The sequence below is a fragment of the Hypericibacter sp. genome, from assembly GCF_050729195.1.
Lineage (GTDB): Bacteria > Pseudomonadota > Alphaproteobacteria > Dongiales > Dongiaceae > Hypericibacter.
The window spans coordinates 1-23119 of record NZ_JBOHKS010000078.1 but is presented as its reverse complement, the minus strand read 5'-3'; the positions used below and the strand labels follow the sequence as shown (position 1 = coordinate 23119).

Annotated in this window: 21 protein-coding genes and 1 pseudogene; 17 read left to right on the top strand and 5 right to left on the bottom strand. The window is 66.4% G+C overall.

Annotated elements, in window-relative coordinates:
- The 4 genes from ACREE8_RS06190 to ACREE8_RS06175 form a co-directional block, all read left to right on the top strand.
- The coding region (locus ACREE8_RS06190; protein WP_431572108.1) for a hypothetical protein at positions 1-854 on the top strand (854 nt) is incomplete at its 5' end.
- A 117-nt stretch (positions 855-971) separates the two neighbouring features.
- Complete coding sequence (locus ACREE8_RS06185) at positions 972-1571, top strand: biotin transporter BioY (RefSeq protein WP_431572107.1); 600 nt, start codon at positions 972-974, stop codon at positions 1569-1571.
- 288 nt (positions 1572-1859) lie between these two features.
- Positions 1860-2204: a cupredoxin domain-containing protein gene (locus tag ACREE8_RS06180; RefSeq protein WP_431572106.1), complete on the top strand. Its 345-nt coding sequence runs from the start codon at positions 1860-1862 to the stop codon at positions 2202-2204.
- 56 nt (positions 2205-2260) lie between these two features.
- On the top strand, positions 2261-3115 hold the full coding sequence (locus ACREE8_RS06175; protein WP_431572105.1) for an FTR1 family iron permease: 855 nt from the start codon (positions 2261-2263) through the stop codon (positions 3113-3115).
- Between the two features lie 41 nt (positions 3116-3156).
- On the opposite strand, the gene ACREE8_RS06170 is transcribed toward ACREE8_RS06175, so the two are convergent.
- The 3 genes from ACREE8_RS06170 to ACREE8_RS06160 form a co-directional block, all read right to left on the bottom strand.
- Positions 3157-3399, bottom strand: coding sequence for an Lrp/AsnC ligand binding domain-containing protein (locus ACREE8_RS06170; protein ID WP_431572104.1), 243 nt, complete (start codon positions 3397-3399; stop codon positions 3157-3159).
- A 228-nt stretch (positions 3400-3627) separates the two neighbouring features.
- Entirely contained in the window at positions 3628-4641 is a 1014-nt protein-coding gene (locus tag ACREE8_RS06165) for a D-2-hydroxyacid dehydrogenase (protein WP_431572103.1), read from the bottom strand.
- A 10-nt stretch (positions 4642-4651) separates the two neighbouring features.
- Positions 4652-5866 carry an aromatic ring-hydroxylating oxygenase subunit alpha gene (locus tag ACREE8_RS06160; protein ID WP_431572102.1) on the bottom strand — a complete coding sequence of 405 codons (1215 nt, stop codon included), beginning with the start codon at positions 5864-5866 and terminating at the stop codon, positions 4652-4654.
- Between the two features lie 66 nt (positions 5867-5932).
- Here ACREE8_RS06160 and ACREE8_RS06155 point away from each other — a divergent pair, with 66 nt between their 5' ends.
- Both ACREE8_RS06155 and ACREE8_RS06150 read left to right on the top strand, forming a co-directional pair.
- Positions 5933-7609, top strand: coding sequence for a 5-guanidino-2-oxopentanoate decarboxylase (locus ACREE8_RS06155; RefSeq protein ID WP_431572109.1), 1677 nt, complete (start codon positions 5933-5935; stop codon positions 7607-7609).
- Between the two features lie 80 nt (positions 7610-7689).
- Positions 7690-8436, top strand: a complete 747-nt coding sequence (locus tag ACREE8_RS06150; protein ID WP_431572101.1) for a GntR family transcriptional regulator — start codon at positions 7690-7692, stop codon at positions 8434-8436.
- A 32-nt stretch (positions 8437-8468) separates the two neighbouring features.
- On the opposite strand, the gene ACREE8_RS06145 is transcribed toward ACREE8_RS06150, so the two are convergent.
- Positions 8469-9122 (bottom strand): DUF1028 domain-containing protein, encoded by a 654-nt coding sequence (locus ACREE8_RS06145; protein WP_431572100.1) that lies wholly within the window; start codon positions 9120-9122, stop codon positions 8469-8471.
- A 29-nt stretch (positions 9123-9151) separates the two neighbouring features.
- Between ACREE8_RS06145 and ACREE8_RS06140 the strand changes: the two genes are divergently transcribed.
- The 9 genes from ACREE8_RS06140 (at position 9152) to ACREE8_RS06100 (ending at position 18890) form a co-directional block, all read left to right on the top strand.
- Positions 9152-9958: a class II aldolase/adducin family protein gene (locus tag ACREE8_RS06140; protein WP_431572099.1), complete on the top strand. Its 807-nt coding sequence runs from the start codon at positions 9152-9154 to the stop codon at positions 9956-9958.
- A gap of 80 nt (positions 9959-10038) precedes the next feature.
- Positions 10039-11241, top strand: a complete 1203-nt coding sequence (locus ACREE8_RS06135; RefSeq protein ID WP_431572098.1) for a M20 family metallopeptidase — start codon at positions 10039-10041, stop codon at positions 11239-11241.
- A complete protein-coding gene (locus ACREE8_RS06130; RefSeq protein WP_431572097.1) occupies positions 11232-12680 on the top strand; it encodes a 4-hydroxyphenylacetate 3-hydroxylase family protein in 1449 nt (482 codons plus the stop codon). The genes ACREE8_RS06135 and ACREE8_RS06130 overlap by 10 nt, the downstream gene beginning before the upstream one ends.
- 188 nt (positions 12681-12868) lie before the next feature.
- Positions 12869-13813, top strand: coding sequence for an ABC transporter permease (locus ACREE8_RS06125; RefSeq protein WP_431572096.1), 945 nt, complete (start codon positions 12869-12871; stop codon positions 13811-13813).
- Between the two features lie 7 nt (positions 13814-13820).
- Complete coding sequence (locus tag ACREE8_RS06120; RefSeq protein ID WP_431572095.1) at positions 13821-14711, top strand: ABC transporter permease; 891 nt, start codon at positions 13821-13823, stop codon at positions 14709-14711.
- 5 nt (positions 14712-14716) lie between these two features.
- The gene (locus ACREE8_RS06115; protein ID WP_431572094.1) at positions 14717-15682 is read left to right on the top strand and encodes an ABC transporter ATP-binding protein; all 966 of its coding nucleotides are present in this window, start codon (positions 14717-14719) and stop codon (positions 15680-15682) included.
- Positions 15679-16653, top strand: a complete 975-nt coding sequence (locus ACREE8_RS06110) for an oligopeptide/dipeptide ABC transporter ATP-binding protein (RefSeq protein WP_431572093.1) — start codon at positions 15679-15681, stop codon at positions 16651-16653. Before ACREE8_RS06115 ends, ACREE8_RS06110 begins: the two co-directional genes overlap by 4 nt.
- Complete coding sequence (locus tag ACREE8_RS06105; protein ID WP_431572092.1) at positions 16650-17288, top strand: DUF1989 domain-containing protein; 639 nt, start codon at positions 16650-16652, stop codon at positions 17286-17288. Before ACREE8_RS06110 ends, ACREE8_RS06105 begins: the two co-directional genes overlap by 4 nt.
- Before the next feature lie 111 nt (positions 17289-17399).
- Positions 17400-18890 carry an ABC transporter substrate-binding protein gene (locus tag ACREE8_RS06100; protein ID WP_431572091.1) on the top strand — a complete coding sequence of 497 codons (1491 nt, stop codon included), beginning with the start codon at positions 17400-17402 and terminating at the stop codon, positions 18888-18890.
- Between the two features lie 53 nt (positions 18891-18943).
- Here ACREE8_RS06100 and ACREE8_RS06095 read toward each other — a convergent pair whose 3' ends face one another.
- Entirely contained in the window at positions 18944-20950 is a 2007-nt protein-coding gene (locus ACREE8_RS06095; RefSeq protein ID WP_431572090.1) for a CocE/NonD family hydrolase, read from the bottom strand.
- Positions 20951-21090: 140 nt separating this feature from the next.
- On the opposite strand from ACREE8_RS06095, the gene ACREE8_RS06090 reads away from it, so the two are divergent.
- Both ACREE8_RS06090 and ACREE8_RS06085 read left to right on the top strand, forming a co-directional pair.
- Positions 21091-21984 carry a phytanoyl-CoA dioxygenase family protein gene (locus ACREE8_RS06090; protein WP_431572089.1) on the top strand — a complete coding sequence of 298 codons (894 nt, stop codon included), beginning with the start codon at positions 21091-21093 and terminating at the stop codon, positions 21982-21984.
- 552 nt (positions 21985-22536) lie between these two features.
- A pseudogene (locus ACREE8_RS06085) lies at positions 22537-23119 on the top strand (NADH:flavin oxidoreductase); the annotation flags it as partial.

Sequence of the window (23119 nt, the reverse complement as noted above, 5' to 3'; positions counted from 1 at the left end):
ATCCAGCGTATGTCAGCCTTCGTGAAGCGGACTCAGAGAATTCTGCTGAAGTACGAAAGTACGTACTCAATCTTTGGAAGCGCTATGCGCCTTATGCTGAACGAAATTTCGTCGCCCAATTTGCATGTCAAACGCAACAAAGATATTGGGAGATGTATTTAGCATGCTGCCTTTTGGATATTGGCATGCGTATCCGAACTCATCCCGACGGTCCCGACATCGAGATCCAGGACCATCAACCAAAAATATGGATCGAAGCAACGGTACCTACTCCAGGTGAGAAGGGTCATCCCGATGCGGTCACTGATCTGCTCGAAACATCACGAGGGGTTATGCGGCGTGTGCCGGTCGAGCAGATACTTCTAAGATTTGCGTCTGCGTTCGATACTAAGCAACGACAGATCAGTACCTATCGAGGGCGTGGACTCGTAGCAGATGATGATGTCTGCATAATCGCGATCTCAGGGGGCGCGATAGGTTCGTTCAGTACGCTTAATGGAGACATGCCATTTATCGTCAAGCTACTCTTCGGAATCGGGAATCGATATATAGAGGTTGATTCTTCACAGCTAGGCATTGTTGGTTCAGGCCACGAGTTCAAAGGTGTTGCCATAAAGTCGAACGCGGAGCCCATCTCACTGGCGCCCTTCAGGAACTCTGCCTACAAATTCGTTTCTGCAGTGCTTTACACTTCGCAGGGAATTGGTAATTCACCTGCAAGGCTAGGTGATGATCTCGTCGTAATTCACAATCCGCTCGCGAACGTTCGCTTGGCGAGGGGGATCATCAGCCGGGGAAGCGAAGTGTGGCAGGAGATCATTGAGGGCAATGAGATGTTATGCTTTGGCCCTTAATCGCTTACTTTGCCTTGACGCTGGGCTTACGATAAAAAGGGCGGATCTCTGCTGGCTAGTCCCCTAAGGGCGGTCACGATTAGCGGATCACAGATTTATCGAGGGAAGGAATATCCGATGCAGGCTGTTCAGACGCTGCAACCCACGCTCGCCAGCGCGTTGTGGCCCAGTTCGACCAAGAGCGGTGCGCTGCGCGCCGCGGTGCTGATGGTGATGGGCACTGTCGCACTCTGGCTCTCGTCCAAGATTCAGGTGCCGTTGATTCCGGTGCCGATCACGATGCAGACGCTGGTGGTGCTGGTGATCGGCGTCGCCTATGGCTGGAAGCTCGGTGGTGCCACCGTGCTGCTTTATCTCGCTGAGGGCGCGGTCGGTCTGCCGGTCTTCGCCGGGACCTGGAGCGAGGGCGGCGGCGTTCAACTCCTTTATGGCCCGACCGGCGGCTATCTCGTGGGCTTCGCGGTCGCGGCCGCGATCTGCGGTGCCTTGGCCGAGCGCGGCTGGGATCGCTCGCTCCTGAAGGCCGGTGCGGCGATGGTGATCGGCAATCTCGTGATCTATGCGCTGGGCCTGACCTGGCTCGCGATCCAGATCGGCCTGAGCGATGCGCTCAAATATGGCCTGGTGCCGTTCCTCGTCGGCGATGCGCTCAAGATCCTGCTGGGCGCCTGCCTGCTGCCGGCGACCTGGCGGCTGATCGGGCGCGGCAAGAACTGACGCTGCCCGTCGATCACGCTTTCGTGAGGTAAAGCGCCACCGGGGTCTCCCCGGTGGCGTTTTTCATGTCATCAATTCTGCCGGGACTTGGCCGGCTTTCAGCCAATCGTTCCTAATTGCAGATCCTAAAATTTTCGTCTTTTGGTTCGGCAGGCGCCGGTTTCTGCCGGTTTGCGCGCTCCGTCATGGGTTGACGCGCGTCATATTTTGCAAGTAATTCTCATTTTCATCTGCTGCGGTCATTCGACATCGCAGGACCCCGTTATGTCTACGAAGGAGCCTCAGCCCATGCGTCGTCTTGCTCTCGCCCTGGTTCTCGCTGCTGCCGCGACGCTGTCTTCGACGGCCGTTCGCGCCGACGACCTCCAGACCTACCGCATCGAGATCAAGGACGGGGTGATCACGCCGCAGCAGGTCGAAGTGCCGGCCAACAAGGATTTCAAGCTCGAGGTCGCCAACACCGGGACCGTGCCTGCCGAGTTCGAGAGCAAACAGTTGCGCCAGGAAAAAGTCGTCTCCCCCGGCGCCACCCTGTCTCTCACCATTCGCGCGCTGGCACCGGGCGAATATCAGTTCGTCGACGAGTTCCATGAGAACGACGCAGCCGGCCAGGGCGTCATCATCGCGAAGTAGATCGCGGCCGAAAGACGACAACAGCGACAATTCAGCGGGACATTGAAGGCACGGCGATGGGCGGACAGTTCGGGCAGATCATCTTCATCATCTGGCGCGAAAGTGTCGAAGCGCTGCTCGTCGTCGGCATTCTTCATGCCTGGCTCGCGCGCCAGACCGATCCGACGACGGTGACGACTGGGCGGCGTTATCTGTGGCTGGGCGTCGCCGCGGGATTCGGTCTGGCGATAACCCTCGCCGGCATTCTGCTGTTTTTCGCCGAGAATCTGCCCGAGGGCGCCCAGGATTATTTCATGACCGCGATGGTGCTGATCGCGGCCGGGCTGATCCTACAGATGATCTTCTGGCTGCGCCGTCATGCGCGCACCATGAAGAAGGATCTTGAGGCCGGGCTCGACAAGGCGGCGGCCCAGGCGCGTCATTGGAGTCTCTTCATCCTGGCGATGCTCGCGGTCGCCCGCGAGGGCAGCGAAACGGTGGTCTTCCTCTATGGCATCCTGGCCGCCGGTGTCTCAGCCCTGATGCCGACGATCATCGCCATCGTGATCGGCTTCGGCACCGCGATCTTCACTTACTGGCTGCTGCAGCTCGGTTCGAAGCATCTTTCGTGGCGGTTCTTCTTCCGCGCGACCGAGATCATGCTGCTGCTGTTGGCCTGCTCGCTGATCATGAATGGCGCCGACCATCTCTATGGGCTCGGCATCCTGCCATCCCTCGGGGGGACGGTGTGGGACAGCTCGTTCCTGCTCGACGACACCACCACCTTCGGCGGGCTGGTCGCGGCCCTGACCGGCTATCGCTCGCGGCCTGATGTCCTCAGCCTGGTGGTCTTCGTCGGCTATTGGGTGCTGGTGCTGTGGGCGCTGTCGCGGGCCCGTGCCGCGGCCGCCCCCAAGCCGAAGACGGCCTGAGGCAACCGACCCCATGCGGGCCGGTCCTCAGCCTTGCGGGATCAGGAAAAGGCCTTGAAGGCGATGAGCGTGAAGGTATCGCGCACGCCCGGCAGGCGCTGAATCTGTTCGGTCACGAAATGGCCGATATCCGCGCCGTCCGCCAGGAAGCACTTGATCAGCAGATCATATTGGCCGGAGATCGAATGGACCTCCGAGACCTGGTCGATCGATTGCACGGCCGCGTCCGCGACCTCGTAAGCACGGCCGAGTTCTGATTTCACCATGACGAAAATGGTCTGCATCGATCGGATCCTGCCGGCGGGTGATAGGTCCGCCGGAGCCTAGCAGATTGTTCCCCTTCAATGCGAGTTGGGGATGTCGCGATCCGAACGGCATACCCGATCACGGCATCAGGCTCTGTGCCTTCCGGCAAGCCTCCGCGCCGAGATTGGCAGTGGGCGGCACGCTTATCAGACCGAGCGACATCTAGGGCGTTCCTTCGGTCGCAAATGGATGTGCCGGGCGCTGCATCAATACTCCCGCCGCGGGTCGACGCGGTTGCGCAGCGGCCGCCCGGCCAGAAATCGGGACAGATTGCCGAAGAACCGATCGAGGACGGCGGGCGTATAGCGCTCCGCGTCGTCGGACGAAACATGGGGAACGATCAGCAGATTGGGCGTCGACCACAGGCGCGAATCGGCCGGTAGCGGTTCGGGATCGAACACGTCGAGGATGGCGCCGCCGAGCTCGCCCCGCTCCAGCTTGTCCGCCAGCGCGTCGTAGTCGACGACGCGCGCCCGCCCCATGTTGATGAGCCCGCAACTGGGCCTCAGCAGATCGAGCTCGCGCCGGCCGATCAGGCCGCGCGTCGCCGTGGTCAACGGCGCGGTGACCAACAGGAAGTCGGCTTCCGGCAGAAGCCGGGGCAGATCCTCCGGGCCGAACATCTGATCGACGGCCCGGTGCGACCGGCGCGAGGCTCGGATGCCCAGCACGTTGAGCTTCAGCCGCTTGGCGGCCCCGGCCGCCGCCCCGCCCATCTCGCCAACGCCGACGATGAGAAGCGTCTTGCCGGCGATGCCGGTGCCGAAGCGCTGTTCCCACCGCGCGCTGCGCTGGTTCGTCGCGAAGAATGGCATGTTGTTGTTCAGCATGAGCAGCGCCATCTGGGCGAACTCGCCCGCCTTGGCGGCATGAGCCCCGCTGCTGTTGGTAAGACTGACGTTCGGCGGCAACCAGTCGAGCGGCAGGAGATGCTCGAGCCCGGCGCCGGTCAGCTGGATCCAACGCAGCCGCGGCGCGCGGCGCGGCAGGTCGTCGTTGCGCACGCGCCAGCCGATGAGGATATCCGCCTCGGCCAGCGCCGCCGCCAGGCTGTCGGAGTCGACGACGAAGTGGACATCGAGACGTTCGGACAATTCCGGGTGCCGCGCGGCGGCGGCGGCAAAACGTTCCGGATTGATCCGGAACACGTCATGCTGGGTCGGCGGTGTGTACACCAGGAGACGCAGGCGTCTCCCGTCAGCCAGGGGCGTCGCTGCCATGGTCTTCACTCTATCGCGCCGGGCCGATCACCCGGTCGAGGACCCAGTTGTCGATGACGTGGACCAGTGGCTCCAGCGCGGAGAATCGCCCCGGTGCGGTGAAGGGCGACGCCAGGCCGAGCTGTTGACGCTCCGAGATGTCGTTGTCTTCCGGAATCGACTGGTCCCAGCGGCGAACGTACTTGGCGAGCACCTCGTCGAAATCGCCCCTTTCGACCGTGCTCCTGGGAAAGCAGGAGCCGACGATGAGCTTCATATGGCTGGGACCGCGCGGGTGGATCTCGAGCCACCACATGCAGTCATAGGTGAGCGCGAACATCGTGCTGGGAAAGATCAGGGGATAGAACGTGCCTTCGGTCGCCTCGCCTGTGAGGGTCGGGATGTAGGGGAAGCCGGTGTCGCCCGCCAGCAGGGCCCTGCTTCCGATATGCCTGGTGTACAAGCCGCAATATTCGCCGTTTGCCGCGATCGGCGGATTGATGTCGCGCTTCTGCTTCTGCAGCGTCAGGCCGTGCACTGTCGGAACGTGATACGACTCCATGGCGTTCTCGACATAGACCTTCCAGTTGCAGGCGAGGTCGTATTCCTTGCGCCTGACGCAGACCATGTCGGCGAAGTTGTAACAGGCGAAGCGCTCGGGTAGATCGCCCAGATACTCCCGTAGGCCGATGCTGTCGGGATCGAAGTTGATGAACAGGAACCCGTCCCAGCTGTCGATCCGGATCGGCTGCAGCGCATAATCCGACTTGTCGAAGCCGACGGTATCCTCCATGCCCGGCGCGCCGCGAAGCCGGCCGTCCAGCCCGTAGGTCCAGCTGTGATAGGGGCAGCGCAGTGCGGCGCAATTTCCCTCCCCCGACATGATCTGGGTGCCGCGATGGCGGCAGGTATTGACGAAAGCGCGCACCTCGCCCTGCTTGTCGCGCAGCAAGACCACGGGCACGCCGACGAAATCGAAGGCGACGTAGTCGCCGGGGCTGGGAATCCGGTCGGCGCGACCGACGAAGTTCCAGACCTTGAGGAAGATCTGCTCGACCTCGCGCCGGTAGAACGCCTCCGAGATGTAGCACCATGCCGGCAGGGTTTCCGCCTCGAGCAGACTCCGTCGGACGGGCGCGTAATGCGCGGGATCGAAGATGTCGGCCGGTATCTGCGGGAGGGGCGGTGAGAGCCCCGCCTGACGAGTGGCGGCCACCGCTTCGGGACGTAGTTGCGCCTGGTTCATGCTGCGCTCACCTCACTGCTATTGCGATCGCTCGCAAATCACCGGCATGGCGATTCAGAACGGGGTATGTATACTGTATACTTACTTGCTTGCCTCGAGCCGCGCAAGCGCGCAGGAGCCGGGCACGACAGGAGGGGAAGCGGCATGCCCACTTGCGGCGAACAATTGATGAGTCTGCTGACGAGCTACGGCGTCGATACGGTGTTCGGCATCCCCGGCGTGCATACGCTGGAGCTGTATCGCGGCCTGGCGAAGAGCGGCATTCGGCACATCGGAGTCCGGCACGAGCAGGGTGCGGGCTTCATGGCCGACGGCTATGCGCGCATCTCCGGCAGGCCTGGCGTATGCGTACTGATCACCGGCCCGGGTGTGACCAACGCGGCCACCGCCATCGCCGAAGCCTATGCGGATTCTTCGCGGGTGCTGGTGATCTCCAGTGTCAACGCCATCGCCGACCTCGGGATGGGCCGCGGCCATTTGCACGAGATTCGCTCCCAAGAGGCGGTAACCGCGCCCTTGACCGGGTTCAGCGCCACCGCGCTCAGCCTGGACGAGGTCCCGGAGCTGGTAGCCCGCGCCTTTGCCCAGCTCTACAGCGGCCGGCCGCGACCGGCACACATCGCCATGCCGATCGATCTGCTCGGCCGGCCCGCCGGCTTCTCGACGGCGGCGCGACTTGTTCCGACACCACCGGCGCCTGGCGAAGAGCACGTCGCACAGGCGGCGGCGCTGATGCGCAAGGCTCGGCGGCCGGTGATGATCGTCGGTGGCGGCGCCGTCGACGCCGCGGTCGACACGACCCGGCTTGCCGAGCGGCTGGGCGCCGCCGTGATCCTGACCCGCGCCGGCAAAGGCATCGTGCCGGCGGCGCATGGCCTCAATCTCGGTGCGACGCTCACCCGGCCGGCGACGCGGGCGATCTTGAAATCGGCCGATCTGGTGGTTGCGGTCGGCACCGAGCTGGCGCCGGCCGATCATTGGGTCGAGCGGCTCGAGCTGGGCGGCAAGCTGATCCGGATCGACGTCGATCCGGCGAACCTGGTGCGTGACTATCCGCCGGCAGCGGCGCTGCTGGGCGATGCCGGCGCGGCGGCGCGAATGCTGTTGCAGGCGCTGGGGCCGAAGCCGAATGCGCCCGCCGGCTTCGACTTGGGCGACGAGCTGTCGCGCACCCGCCGCGAGAACGTCGCGATCCTGACACCCAAGCAGCGCAAGCACGCGGCGATCCTCGACGTGTTGGCCGAGGTGCTGCCCGAGGACGGCTTCGTCGCCGCCGATTCGACCCAGCTCGCCTATACCGCGAACGCCTATTTCCCGTGCAACCGGCCGCGGAGCTGGTTCTTTCCCGTGGGCTATGGAACGCTCGGCTTCGCGCTGCCAGCAGCCATCGGCGCCAAGCTCGCCGCACCCCAACGCCCCGGCGCCGTCATCGTCGGCGACGGCGGTTTCCTGTTCACCGTCCAGGAGCTGGCGACCGCGGTCGAATTGCGGCTGCCGCTCGCCATCCTGCTGTGGAACAACGACGCCTATGGCCAGATCCGCGACGATATGATCGAAACCGGCATCCCGGAGCTGGGCGTAGGGCTGCAGAATCCGGACTTTCTCACCCTTGCCCGCGCTTTCGGCTGCCATGCCGTGCGGCCTGACAGCCTGACGGCGCTGCGCAGTGCGTTGGGCGCCGCCTTCGCCGCCGACCTGCCGACCGTCATCGAGCTGCGCGAGGACGCGCCGTATCTGCCGTAGCAATCTCGACAGGCCCTGTCTCCGACGATAATCTTTCGGGTATACCGTATGCAAAGACCGATTCATGGAGGAACGACAGCGTGCGCCAGCCTCTTTCGCTCAAGATCGAAGCGCGGGAAAGCAGCTCGACTCTGGCCTATGAACGGTTGCGCCAGGCGATCATCCGAGGCGAGTTCCAGCCGGGCGAGCGGCTCACCGAAGTGACGACCGCCGGCATGCTCGGCGTCAGCCGCACGCCGGTGCGTGAGGCCTTCGCCCGTTTGACCATGGATGGGCTCATGCGTGCCGCGGAGTCCGGCGGCATGGAGGTGGTCGACCCGCAGCAGGAGCTGGCCGACATCTACCATATCCGCGAGGCGGTGGAGGGCTGCGCCGCCCGGTTGGCGGCAATGCGCGGCAGTACTGCCGAGCTCGATCAGATTCTGGCGCTCGCCTCGGCGTCGCGACGCACTGATCGTGTCGATGTGAAGACGCGCGCCAGGCTGAACGACGAATTCCACATGGCCGTCGCCAAGGCTGGACACGCGCCGCGAGTCGAACGGCTGGTCAGCGATTACCACGAGCTCTTTGCGACCCCCCGCGTACTGCGCCGCTACACCGTCGAGGAGACGGAGACGGCGATTAGGGATCATGAGGCCATCGCCCGCGCCATCCACGCGCGGGACAGCGATGGCGCGGAACGCGCCGTGCGCGACCACCTGCGCCGCGCTTATGCCGTGCTGCTGAAGCTGGAGCAAGGCCCGGCGCCGGCCAATGATGTCGCGGCCAAGGGCGTGCGCCCGTCGCGCTCAGGCCGGCCGAAGGCAACGACCGGAAGACGGAAATGAAACGGGCAGACGCAGGCGATCAGGGCGGCGCACTAGCAGGACTCCGGATCGTGGACACGGCGTCGATAGGCATCGGCCTGCGGTGCCCAGATATCCCAGAGTCCGGCCAACTGGCCCACGGGATCGGCATGGTAATCCACCCGCAGATCGGTGACGGGAAACGGGTCCTGGTCGACCACCAGCAGCGCCGCCGAGCCGAGCGGCCGCGTCTCGCCGCCCGCCGCGCAGCCGGCGACGAGCGCATCCAGCAAGCGCTGTTCGAAGCCGGTTCTGTCGCCGCTGCTCTGCTGGAAAGCGCGCAACATGGCCACAGGCACGGCCAGCGACGCCAGCAGATTGCCGACGGCGATGACACCCTCGCCGCGGGCTTCTCCACAGAGCGGCAGGGTGCGGACGCCATGGAAGCCTGCCACCCGGCCTTGGGCGTCGATTGCGGCAAGCTGGCGCCAGTGGGCAGCCGGTGCCGTCTCCAGCGTTCGGTCAAGCGCGGTTTGCGCATCGGCGCCTGCCTGCAGCTTCGCCAGAACCGCAGGCCCGAGGCGGGGATCGGTACGGTTCTGGGTGACGACGGCGCCGACGCCGGAGGCGGCGAAGGGGCAGCGGGCGCCGACTGCCGGGCTCGACGTCGCCAGCGCGACGCCGAAGCGCCCCGTCCGGCTGCAGCGCGCCAAGATCGAGAACGTCATTCCTGTAGCTCCGAACGGGAGGTCTTGCGATGAGCGGTCTGGCCAAGGCCGTCGATCTTGCCGCCGGCTCCACCGCGGTCATGGATCGCGCGGCTACGGTTATCGAGATCGCCAGCGAGGCGGACGCCAGGCTGCATCTGGCGGCGGTCTATCGCTTGCTCGCCCATTTCGGCATGGACGACCTGATCTATACCCATGCCTCGGCGCGCGTGCCCGGTGAAGAGACGTTCCTGATCAATCCCTTCGGCCTGCTGTTCCGCGAGATCACGCCGTCCAACCTGGTGAAGGTCGATCACGACGGGCGGCTGGTGGGCAAGAGCGACCACTCTGCCAATGCTGCCGGCTTCGTCATCCATGGCGCGGTGCTGGCGGCCCGTCCCGACGTGGCCTGCGTCATCCACACCCATACGCGCGCCGGCGTCGCGGTCTCCTGCCTCGAGGAAGGGCTGCTGCCGCTCAACCAGTTCGCCCTCGAGTTCTACGACCGGGTCGGCTACCACGACTATGAAGGTATCGCCCTCGATCTTGAGGAGCAGCGCCGGCTCAGCCGTGACCTCGGCCAGAATGTCGCCCTGCTGCTGCGCAATCACGGGCTGCTCACCGTCGGCCCTACCATTCCGGCGGCATTCTCCCTCATGTATTACCTGGAGCAGGCGGCGCGCGTGCAGATGGACGTGCTGGCTTCGGGCCGCGCCTTTCGCCTGCCGCCCGAGGATGTCTGCCGCAGCACCGTCGCGCAATTCACCAGCGCGAAGACGCCGCAGCTCGGCGGCAGCCGGCTCTGGCCGCCGCTCCTCCGCCTGCTCGATTCGCTCGATCCGGGCTGGCGTGTATGAGGCCGCAGTTGACAGAGTTTTTCTCGGTGGGGTGATCATGGCTTCTGGACGCATGCGTTGCACTGCGCTATGTATACAGTATGCAGCATGCTTCCACCACGGCCCGCGCGCTGAAGAACGCCCTCGTCGACGAAATTCCGCAGATGCTGGCAATGCTCGAGGAGTTGGTCGCCGTCGACAGCGGGTCCTATGACGCCGACGGCGTCGATCAGGTCGGACGCCGGTTGGCCGAGGCTTGGGCTGCGTTAGGGTTCGTCGAAGAAGCGCATCCCTTGCCGGCGCGCGGCGCCCGACGCTGCCTGAGCCGCCGGATGACGGGTCGTGGCCGGCTGCTCATCCTCGGCCATCTCGATACGGTCTGGCCGGTCGGCACGGTAGCGGGCTGGGGCTTCTCCCGCGACGAGCGCTTCGCCGCTGGCCCCGGCGTGGGCGACATGAAGGGCGGGCTGGTCATGGCGTTCTTTGCCGTGCGCCGCCTGCTCGCCGCCGGCTTCGACGGGCTGGCCGAGATCCGGCATCTGCTGGTGCCGGACGAGGAGCTCGGCTCGCCCGGCTCACGAGCCTGGATCGAGGAGGAGGCGCAAGCCGCCGACTGGGTGCTGGTGCTCGAGCCGGCACGCCCGGGTGGCGGCGTGGTGGTGCGGCGCGGCGCCGTCGGCGCGCTGGTGGTCGAGGCCCGTGGCCGCAGCGCCCATGCCGCGGTCAATCCGCAGGACGGCGCCAGCGCGCTCAAGGCGCTCGCCCGCGCCGTCGAGCCGCTCGAGGCGCTGAGCCGGCCAGCGGACGGCATCGTCGTCAATGTCGGACGGCTGACCGGCGGCGCGGCGCGCCAGGTGGTGCCGGATGTCGCCGAGATGCATGTCGATTTGCGCGCCGCGAGCGATGCGGAAAGCCGAGAGTTGCTGACCCAGGTGCGCCGCATCCTGTCGCAGCCGGCGCCCGGCGTCACGTTGGAGATCCATGGCGGCATCACCCGCCCGGCGTTTCCACGCGACGCCAGCACGAAACTCTACGCCCTGCTGGAGGCTGCGGCTTCCGAGATCGGCGCGCCGCTGTCGCCGGTGGAGACGCGCGGCGGCTCCGACGGCAGCTTCGCCGCCGCCCTGGGACGTCCGACGCTGGATGGGCTCGGCCCCGTCTGCTTCGACACCTGCAGCAGGCGGGAGCGGATCGAGATCGTCAGCCTGGCCGAACGCGGCGCCCTGTTCGGCGCCCTCATTGCCGGGTTGGCGCCAGACGGCGAAGCCGCGGCCGCGACGCGGGAGCGCGCCACATGGGCCTGATGACCGGCATCGAGTACCGCAAGAGCCTGCGCGATCAACGCAAGGTCTGGATCGGCGGCGAGGCCGTCGACGACGTGGCGACCCATCCCGCCTTCCGCCCGATGGTCGACGCCATCGCCGGGATCTACGATATGCATCACGATCCCGAGTGTCGCGATCTCATGACCTTCGCGCTCCCCGATGGCGGTCGCGGCTCGCGCTTCTACAAGATTCCCGCCAGCCGCGAGGATCTGGCCGCGCGCCGGCACATGACGGCGACGGTCCTCGACCGCATCTGTCCGACCATGGACCGCTTCGGCGACGAGACGGTGACGCCGCTCTTCGTCATGGTCGACCGGCGCGCGCTGCTCGACCGCTTCGACACCCGCTACTACGCCGCTGCGTCGGGCTGGCTGGATCGCCTGCAGCGCGACAACCTGTTCATGACCAGCGGCAACACCGACCCCAAGGGCGACCGCTCGAAGCAGCCTTATGAGCAGGACGACCCCGACCACTATCTGAGGGTGGTCAAGGAAACCGATGCCGGAATCGTCATCCGCGGCGCCAAGTTCGAGACCGGCGCGCCCTATGCCCATGTCGCCTGCGTCAAGCCGACGGTCGGCGCCTGGGTCGAGGAGAACCGCGACTATGCGGTGAGCGCGATCGTGCCGCTCAACGCGCCCGGCGTGCGCCATATCTGCCGGGCGCCGCTGCAGCGCGCGTCGGAGGATCCGTTCGATCGCCCGCTCTCGGCACGCTTCGACGAGATCGACACGCTGATCGTCTTCGACGACGTCTTCCTCCCGTGGGAGAACGTGATCTTCAGCCGCCAGCCGCAGCTGGCCGCCCTGATCCGCTCCGATCTGGCCCGCTGGGCGGCACAGGGCTTTCTGATCCGCTGCCAGGCCAAGGCGGGCCTGCTGGTCGGTGCTGCGCTGCTGACCGCGGAGCAGAGCGGCACGCTCGGAATCCCGGCGATCCGCTCGAAGGTCAGCCAGCTCATGATGTTCAAGCAGGCGATCGACGCCTTCCTGATCGGCGCCGAGGCGGCCTGCGAGACGACCGAGTCGGGCTTCGTCATCCCCAACCAGGCGATGCAGAACGCCGGACGCGTCTTCTGCTCGCAGAGCTACGGCTCGATGGTGCAGCTCCTGCGCGAGATCGCCGGCGGCCAGGCCGTGATGCTTCCGGACCGGCGCTCGCTGGAAAGCCCCGAGGTGGGCCCGGACGTGGAGAAGTACTTCCGCGTCGGCCCGGTCGATGCGCGCACCCGGCTGCGCACCCTGGCCCTCGTCGCCGAGCTGTCGGCTTCAGCCTATGCCGGCCGCATGCAGGCCTATCAGCTCTTCGCGGAGTCGCCGATCTTCGCGCAGGAGGCGGCGCTGTTCGCCACCTATGACAGGAAAGCCGCGACGCGTCGCGCGGCCGACATCGCGGGCCTCGCTGGCAATGACCGCTGAAGCGGGGTTCGTTGCCGGTAACGGCGCCCCGCCTATTGACCGATCCGCCCCAGCTTGCGAAGATTGCATACTGCATACAACGACAATAAATCGCTTCTGGGAGGAACTCCCGGCACACCCGTCAAGGAGGCGCAGCCGGTGCGATACGTGACGCGCTCAGCTCATTGGTCCTACGGCTGACAAGCCCCATGGCAGATTACATCCTGCGCCGATTGCTGCTGGCGGTTGTGATCATGCTGGTCACGATCATCATCCTGTTCGCCCTGGTCTATGTCATTCCCGGAGACCCGGCGAGCATCGCCCTAGGCCCACGCGCGACATCCGAGATGAAGGCCGAGTTGCGCGCGCGTATGGGCATGGACCAGCCCTTGCCGATGCAGTTCGTGCGCTTCGTCGGCAATGCCGTCGTCGGCGATCTCGGTGTCGACGTCTGGAGCAAGCGGCCGGTCACCAGGATCGTGCTGGAGGCGCTGCCCCATACCCTGGCCCTCGCCGGCAGCGCCATCCTATGGGCGCTGCTCGTCGGCCTGCCGCTCGGCTGCCTGGCCGCGGCCCGGCCCGACGGCTGGGTCGACCGGCTGATCGGCGTGGTGTCCACGCTCTTCATCGCCATGCCGAGCTTCGTGGTGGCGATCTATGGCCTGCTGCTGTTCGCGGTGAAGCTGAAATGGCTCCCCGCCATCGGCGCCGGACCGCCCGACCAGCCGCTGATGCAGCTCGAACATCTGCTGCTGCCGTCCTTCGCCGTCGGGCTGGGCTGGGTCGGCTATCTCGCGCGGCTGGTGCGCGCCTCGATGCTGGAGGTCCTGGGCCAGGGCCACATCCGCACCTTCCGCGCCTTCGGCGTGGGCGAACCGCGCATCGCGCTGCGCTTCGCCCTGCCCATCGCCGTCGTCCCCGTGGTGTCGGTGCTGGGGGTGGGCGTCGGTAGCCTGCTCTCCGGCGCGGTGCTGGTGGAGATCATCTTCGCGCGGCCCGGCCTCGGCAAGCTCACCTTCGACGCCGTGGTGTCGCGCAATTTCCCGGTGGTCACCGGTACCGTCCTCGTCACTACCGCGCTGTACCTTACCTGTACTGTCCTCGCCGATCTGGTCGTGGCCCGGCTCGATCCGCGCGTGCGCGCGTCGCTATAGGGCCGCCATGCTGCACGACACCCTCGCCCCTGCTGCCGCCGTTCCGCCGCGCTCGACGGCGCGTTGGGCGCTGCTGCGCGCAGTCTGGGCCAAGCCGACAGGGCGGGCCGGGTTGCTGCTGGTCCTGCTCATCCTTGCCGCCGCCGCGGGTGCTCATCTGCTGGCGCCCTACGATCCGCTGGCGATCGACGGCCGCAGCCGTCTGCTCAGCCCCTCGTTCGAGCATCTGCTCGGCACCGACCAGCTCGGCCGCGACGTCGCGTCGCGCGTGCTCTATGGCAGCCGCACCGCGATGCTCATTGCCTTTGTCGGGCTCGGCGGCGCGGCGGTGCTGGGAGTGTTTCTCGGCCTCCTCGCCGGTTATGGGCCGCGCGGGCTCGATGCGGCGCTGATGCTGGTCTTCGACAGTGTCGCCTCGCTCCCCGTCTTCATCTTCGCCCTGGCGCTGGTGACCCTGCTCCAACCCAGCCTGACCACGATCCTGGTCATCGTCATCGCCTTCACCACGCCGGTCTACGCGCGGGTAGCGCGCAGCCAGACGCTGGTGCTGAAAAGCACCGAGTTCATCACAGCCACGCGCGGGCTTGGCGCCGGCCTGCCGCGCGTGCTGTTCCGCCATTTGCTGCCGAACATGCTGGGAGCCTTCGCGGTACTGATCGCCATGGACGTGCCCACGGTCATCACCATCGAATCGGGGTTGAGCTTCCTCGGCCTCGGCATCCGACCGCCGGCACCGAGCTGGGGATCGATCCTCAATGACGGCTTCTCGTTCATCCGCCAGGCACCACAGCTCGTCATCGCCGCCGGCTTGCCGATCCTGGTGGCGACGGTCGGCTTCACCTTCCTGGGCGAAGCGGTGCGCGACTATTTCGATCCGCGCACGCGGAAGCGGCGGTAGCGGCCATGGGCGCCCTTGTCGACATCGATGGCCTGTCGGTGGCCTACGAAACGCATGAAGGCCGGATAAGGGCGCTGACCGACATCAACCTGTCGATCGGCCGCGGCGAGGTCGTCGGGCTGGTCGGCGAAAGTGGCTCGGGCAAATCGACCCTGGTCAGCGCCCTGCTGGCTTTGTTGCCGGGCAACGCACATAGCAGCGGCCAGCTGCGGTTCGACGGCCGCGATCTGCTGTCGCTCCCCGCGCGCGAATTGCAGGAGCTGCGCGGCGGCGGCATCGCCGCGGTGTTCCAAGATCCCTTCACCTCCCTCAATCCCGTGGTCTCGATCGGCGACCACCTGGTCGAGTTCCAACATCACGACCGCGACCGCAGCCGCGAGGCGAAGCGCGCGCGGGCCACCGAGATGCTGGCGCGCGTTGGCATCTCCGAGCCGGAACGGCGCCTGCGCCAGTATCCGTTCGAGCTGAGCGGCGGCATGCGCCAGCGCGTGGCGATCGCCGCAGCGCTCTTGACCGGACCGCGCCTGCTCATCGCCGACGAGCCGACGACGGCGCTCGATGCCACCACCGAGGCGCAGATCGTCGATCTGCTGAAGGAGGTTCGCGGCGAGGTCGACGGCGCCATCGTCTTCGTCACCCATCATCTGCGGCTGGTGGCGCAGCTTTGCGACCGCGTCGCGGTCATGTATGCCGGCAGGGTGGTGGAACTCGGGGCCACGGCGGAGCTCTTCGCCGCGCCGCTCCATCCCTATACGCGCGCGTTGCTCGACTGCGATCCCGCCTACATCGCTGGCACCAGGCGGCGCTTGCCGACCATAGCCGGCTCGGTGCCCAGCCTGCTCGACCTGCCGTCGGGCTGCAGCTTCGCGCCGCGCTGCAGTCGGGCCGTAGCCGCCTGTCACGAGCGCCGTCCGCCCGCGGCTCCCCGCCGCGATGGCGGCTGGGCGCTGTGCTCCCGGCCGCTGCAATGAGCATCGTGCTCAACGCCCTCGACCTTCATGTGCGCCTCGGCGGCCGCCGGTCGCTGGGCGTGCTGCCGCGCCGGCAGTCTGGAGTCAGCGTCATCGCCGGCGTGACGCTATCGCTGGAAAGTGGCCAGACGCTTGGCCTGGTCGGCGAAAGCGGCAGCGGCAAGACCACGCTCGGCCGGGCTTTTGTCGGACTGGTGCCGCTAGACAGCGGCGTTATCCAGGTGGCCGGCTACACCCCGCGCGGTCCCGGCGACCGCAGCTGGCGCCAGGTGCGGCGCGAAACGGGCCTGGTGTTCCAGGATCCGGTCGCTTCGTTCGATCCCCGCATGACGGTGGCCGAGTTGCTGGTCGAACCGTTCCTCATCCATCGCCGCGGCAATACGGACCGGCAGCGTGAAGCGGCCGCGCTGCTCGATCTCGTCGGCCTGTCCCGTTCCTTCCTCGAACGCCTGCCGCACGAGCTGAGCGGGGGGCAGGCCCGTCGCGTCTCGGTCGCACGCGCTCTCGCCTTGCGGCCGCAGCTCGTCATTGCCGACGAGCCCACGGCGGGACTCGATGTCTCGGTCCAGGGCGAGATTCTCAATCTGCTGGCCGATCTGCAGGTGGAGCTGGGGCTCGCCTATCTGATCATCACCCACAACCTGGCGGTCGCCCGCCATGTCACCGACCGGATCGCCATCCTCTATCTCGGCCGTATCGTGGAAGAGGGACCGACGGACGCGGTGTTCGCGGCACCGGCCCATCCCTATACCCTGGCGCTGCTGTCCGCCGAGACCGCCCATAGCGGCCGGCATGTCGCCATTGCCGGCGAGGTGCCGAGCCCGTGGGCGCGCCCCACGGGCTGCGAGTTCCATCCACGCTGCCCCTTCGCCCGGGAGCTCTGCCGCGTCAGCGCGCCCGAGCCGCAGACCATCGCCGATGGCCACGTCGTGCGCTGCCATTTCCCGGCCGAGGCGAGGAGTGCCGCATGAACACGCGCCTCACGCTCCGGGCCGAAGGCGACATTCCCACCGGCCGCACCAGCATTCTCCCGCTCGCTGCCGGCGAACATCTGCGCATCGTGAACCATCTCGGGCAGCAGGTACTCGACACCTGGGCCTTCGCCGCCGCCAACCTCGGCGAATATCTGTCGATGGAGCAGTGTCGCGGTCGGCTCTACAAGCTGTTCTTCGAGCCCGGCGACCTGCTCCTGTCCTCGCTCGGCCGTCCGATTCTGCGCTTCGTCGCCGATACGTCGCCCGGACGTCACGATACGCTCTGCGCGGCCTGCGACAGCGCGAGCTACGAGGCACAAGGGCTCAGTGCGGCCCATCCCAATTGCACCGACAACTTCCGCCGCGCCTTCGCGCAGGCCGGCATGGCCGTTCCGCCGGTGCCATGCCCGTGGAACCTGTTCATGGAGATCCCGATCTCGCCCGACGGACGGCTGAGCGATCGGCCGTCCAGCGCGCGTCCCGGCGACTATGTCGAGCTGGCCGCGCTGATCGATCTCCTCATCGTCTGCTCGCCCTGCCCGCAGGCCGACATCCCGATCAGCGGCGTGGGACGGCCGCCGCGCGGCCTGCGCTGGATCACGCTGAGCGAAGAACCATCACCTGGGAGCTGAGACTGGCTGCAACTAACAAAAAGGGAGGAAGGCGTCATGAGCATCACTACGATTTCCCGGAGACGGGTTCTTCAAGGCGCGTCGGTTCTCGGCGCAAGTCTGGCCACCGCAATGGCGTCCGGGCGGCTCGCCTGGTCCGCCGATGGCCGCATTCTGAAGGTGCAGAACGATCGCGATATCGCGGTTCTCGATCCAGCCAATCGCGGCGGCTGGTGGGAGGAGACGGTGATGTTCGCGATCTTCAGCGGACTCTGCCAATACGCCCCCGGCACCGACTGGACCTGGAAGCTCGACGCGGCAGAGATGTTGGAGCAGGTAGACCCGCAGACCATCAAGTTCGCCCTGAAGCCGGGCATCAAGTGGAGCGGCAGCTATGGCGAGCTCACGGCCGAGGACGTCAAATTCTCCTACGAGCGCATCGCCAACCCTGACACCGGCGCGGTCTATCAGCTCGACTGGGACGCGCTGGAAAATGTGGAAGTGACCGACAGCCATAGTGGAGTGATCCACCTGAAGCGGCCGTTCCCGCCGCTCTTCAAGTCCACCTTGCCGCACGCGTCGGGCCTCATCGTCTGCAAGGCGGCGATGAAGGCGAAGGGCGGCACCATTACCACCGACCCATTCGCCACGTCTGGGCCCTATGCGATCAAGGAATGGGCGCCGCGGGAACGGCTGGTCCTGGTGCGCAACGAGGCATGGAGCGGTCCTGAGGTCTATTTCGACCAGATCCAGTTCATGCCGATCGACGACATGAAGACCGCCGAGATCGGCTATGAAGCTGGCGACCTGGACGTGACCAAGGTGAGCTTGAGCTCCATCAAGCAGATCCAGGCGGCGGGCGATAAGGCGACGACGCTCGAGGTTCGGCCGGCACTGAACTATATGTGGGTCGGCATGAACGTCGACCATCCCTCGCTGAAGGATGTCCGCGTGCGGCGTGCCATTCAGCAGGCGATCGACGTTCCCGCCGTACTCGACGCGGCCTTCTTCGGCCAAGCCAAGCCCGCCTATGGGATCATTCCACCGCCGATTCCCGGCTACCGCGAGAAGAACACCTACCCCTTTGACCCCGAGACGGCGAAGAAGCTGGTATCGGAAGCGGGCGCCGCGGGTCTGCAGCTCCGTCTCGACACGGTCAACGATACCGACCGGGTGACCATGGCGCAGGTGATCCAGGCGCAGCTCGCCGCCGTCGGCCTCACGCTCGAGGTTCATCCGATGGACGGCGCCGCCTTCGACGCGCAGTTCCAGGAATCGGAGGGCGAAGGCTGGAAGGACACCCAGCTCTTCATCGTCCAGTTCTCCACCGCACCGGACCCGAGCTGGGTGACCGAGTGGTTCACCTGCGGCCAAGTGGGCATCTACAACTGGCAGCGGACCTGCCTCGAGGAATTCGACGCGCTGAACAAGCAAGCGGTCGCCGAGACCGACGAGGCGAAACGCGCCGAAACCTATCGCAAGATGCAGGACATCCTGGAGGAATCCGGCGCCTATGTATTCCTCACTCATGGGGCGAATGCCTGGGTCAGCCGCTCCACCGTGAAGCCTGCCTGGTCGCCGGATGCCCAATGGCTTCTGGTACGCGAGACGACCGGCGCTTGAGGTCAGTCCCCTCCGCCCGCCGAACCGGCGGGCGGAGGGGCGGCCGCGGTTCCTCAGTCGCCGTCATAAGGGAAGCGGTGCGTCCATTGACGGTCGAAGATCTGTGCCTCGTTTTCGAAAGCAGTGAGGCTGCTGTCCAGCCGGAGATCGCGGCCGTCGCGGCACAGGCTCGTCTGCGCGCGGACGCGAATGTGCCAGCCGGGCCGCTCGAACTGGAACTCCCGCTCCAACAGCGCGGCAGCAGATGTCGGATCGCCGGTGTGGATGCGATAGATCTCATGCCCGTGCCCATCCATGACCAGCTCGCCAAGCCCGATGCGTCGCCGACGGAAGTCGACGACATAGTCGCTGGTGGCTGTGGCGAGGTCATGGCGCACCTCCCGCCGATGTGCCTCCGGCTTCAGCATCTCGTGCGGCAACGGCATCGCGGCAACGGCCGGACCGAAGACCGGCGCCAGCGCGTCCTCCTCGCCCAGGAGCGGCAGCGTCAGGCTGCTGCCGGCGGGATAGACAACGAGTCCCGCATCGACAGGCTCCGGCCAGGCCATTGGCCAATAGGTGTCGGACAGCGCGAGACGAATCCGCGACCCCGGCCGGAACGCATAGGCCACGGCTTTGAGCGGCAAGCTGACGCGGAACCGTTCGCCCGGCGCCACCGCGGCGGGACGGCGCAACCGGAGCAGGCCGAAGGTCACGCGGGCAGAAGCGCCGTCGGGCGCGACCTCGCACAGCCGAGCAGCCAGCAGGGAAACCCGTCCCGTCATCGCGACCGCGCAATCGAGCGTCGCCGCGCCCAGCATCTCGACACGCGTTGTCAGCGGCGGCGTGTCGAAGGTCACGCTGCGGCCATCGTCGATACGCTGGTCGCTCTGGAACTCTGGACCATTGCCGCCGCCGTCCTGCGGGCACCACTCGCCGCCGGCAACGCCGCAATCCTGCGGCGACCGCAGAGGCAGAGCCAGATCGGCCGCAGCTGGCGCGTCGCCTTCGACCGTGAGGTGCCGATCGGTCAGCGCGAACGGCTGCCGACCCTGGTCACGTGGCCAGTCGGTCACGGCAATCCAGCGCCCGCTGATATCGGGACCCCGGGCGTCGGCGCGCAGGCCCTCGCCCAACCAGAGGGAGAGCATCGGCTCCTCGGAGACCCCCGTATCGACTCCGTCCAACCAGTGCCGCCACCAGCGCAGGCACTCTTGCAGAAATCCGATGGCCGGGCCGGGCAGGCCGAAATTGGGATAGACGTGAGTCCACGGGCCGATCATTCCGCGCCGCGGACAGCTGAGATGCTGCATCAGCCGCAGCACCACATCGGAGTACCCGTCGGTCCAGCCGCCCACTGCATAGACCGCGCATTGGATGGCGCTGTAGTCCTCCGCCACAGAGCCATGCTTCCAGAACGCGTCGCGCTCGGGATGAGCGAGCCAATTCGCCAACGGCGGTTCGGTGGCCTCGAGACGCTGCAGCCACATGTCGCGCCAGGCCTCGCCGACATGAGCCGGATCGGGTGGCCGCGCCACTTGGCCGAACAGGGCCGAGCCCCAAGACACGCCGTCGTTCAGCAGGGCGCCGCCCATATAATGGACGTCGTCACGCCATCGGTCGTCGGTCGAGCAGCAGGTGACGATGGCTTTGAGCGCCGGCGGCCTTCGCGCGGCAACCTGCAGCGCGGCGAAGCCGCCCCAGGAAATGCCGATCATGCCGACCGACCCGTTGCACCAGGGCTGCGCGGCAATCCAGGCGATGGCGGCGACGGCGTCGTCCTGCTCCTGCCTCAGATATTCGTCGGTCAGCACGCCAGAGGAATTGCCGCTGCCGCGGATGTCGATGCGCAGCGCGGCGATGCCGTGGCCGGCGAACCAGGGATGCATCAGGGAATCGCCGATGGCCGTCGCATCGGACTGGCGATAGGGGATGTACTCGATGACGACGGGAACCCGGCGGGAAACATCGGGACGCCACAGCCGCGCCGCCAGCCGGATGCCGTCCGGCAGAGGAATCCAGATGCTCTCATGCGGATGCACGGGATTCTCGAAATCGTCCGTCGGCAGCGGTTCGCTCACGGCGGCTCCCTTGATGAGTGCGGTTTTTCAACTTGTTGCCGGACAGAGCTTTTCCATCTTTCACGCCCGGAACGGCTTGCGCGGCTGACGCCAGTGTGTACAGTATGCAGTATGCTTCAAGTGAACAAGGGGAGGCGGCGATGAGTGCCCAGCGTGCGGCGGAACGGCCCGCGGTCGAGGTGCGGACGGAACGTCCCCTGACCCCGCGCGAGATCGCGACCTTCGAGCATGACGGCTTCGTCATCGTGCCGGGCTTCTTCGCGGCCGAGGAGATCGCGCCGCTGGCCGCAGCCTGTACGGCGGATTCGTCGCTGGGCGGCCGGCTGCGCGCCGTCGCCGACAGCGACGGCAACGCTCAGGAGGTGATCGGCTGGAGCGCGCCAAGCGGCGATTATCTGGGCATGGTGCCGAACATGGCGCGACTCATCGACGGAGCGGCGACCCTGCTCGGCAAGCCGGTCTATCACTGGCACTCCAAGCTGTCGATGAAGCGGCCCCATGCGCCGGGCCGCTGGGATTGGCACCAGGACTATCCCTATTGGTACAACGAAGGCTGCCTGTGGCCCGACATGCTGACGGCGATGATCGCCGTCGACCGCTGCACCGTCGCCAATGGCTGCGTGAAGCTGGTGCCGGGATCGCACCGGCTGGGCCGGGTAGATCACGTCGGCGTCGGCAAGACCGTGGCCTTCGATCCGGTGCGGCTCGATCTGGTGTTCAAGCAACTCCCCGTCGTGCCGATCGAGCTCGAGCCCGGTGACACCTGCTTCTTCCACGGCAACACCCTGCATGCCTCCGGCGGCAACGATTCCGACATGCCGCGCACCATCCTGCATTGCTCCTACAACACGATCGAGAACACCCCCTTTGTGACCCAGGGGCAGGAACACCATAGCTATAAGCCGTTCGAGAAGCTGCCGGACGACATGCTGCGCCTGCGCAAGTGGGGCAACATCTATGAGACGCACGAATTCTGGCCGCGCCGCGAGGGGGGCACCAATGCCTATGGTTACGCGGTCGTCGCCAACCGCTGAGCGGCACGAGAGAACGGTCGATCCCGATCATTCCCGCGCGGCAGGTGGAGATCGATACCACGCCGCCCGGCCATCCCACCCGCTGTCCCACCGGGTGGGACAATTTCGCGGACTAAGTCATTGAGAAATGAGAGGCGAGGCGGCAGAGTGGGGCCCAGGAGCGGGATGCCACATTCCGTCGGCCCCCATCACGACATTGGGATGATCCGGGTGAGATGATCCGGCAGGAGTTGCCGCTGTCTCGGGCACCGGGGCCGGCGTCTCATAGGCGAAGCCCTCATTCGTAGCGCAACCGGCGCCCGCGCCATACCGGCCCCGGAGCGTCTCGCCAAACCACGATGGCCGGGCTAGTCTCCGCCCCGCGTCCGCGAGGGTTTGGCGGCCGCTTCCAGCAGGCATCGGACGGTCTCGCGTTTCCTGACTGATCCCGCGTCGGTTCGTCGGCAATGGCCGTCGTGAGCGGATCGTTGGCGCCGGGCCGGCCATGGCATGGAAGAGGCGCCGCGCCATCCTCGTTGGGGCTAGCCGACGAAGATCCTGAGAGAGAAGCCGATGGCCCGCAATCCGCGTTACGACATCCTGTTCGAGCCGGTGAAAATCGGCCCGGTCACGGCCAAGAACCGATTCTATCAGGTACCTCACTGCACCGGCATGGGCGTGCAGATGCCCAAGACGCTGGCCGCGATGCGTGCCATCAAGGCCGAGGGCGGTTGGGGCGTCGTCAACACCGAATATTGCTCGATCCATCCGACCGCCGATGACGCGCCCTACAAGTTCTGTAGCCTTTGGGACGACGACGATAGGCGGGTGATGGCGACGATCGCCGACGCCATCCATGAGCATGGCGCGCTCGCCGGCTGCCAGCTTTGGCATGGCGGCGAATTCGTGGTCAATCGCGCCAGCCGGCTGCCACCGATCTCGGTCGACGGGGCACCCGCCCATTACCTCTATCCGCTGCAGACCCGCGCCCTCGACCGCCAGGATATCCGCGAGCTGCGGCGCTGGCAGGGCGACGCCGCCAGGCGCGCGGTCCAGGCGGGCTTCAATATCGTCTATGTCTATGCCGGCCACGCCTATCTGCCGTTCCAGTTCATCGCCAGGCGCTTCAACCATCGCGGCGACGAATATGGCGGCA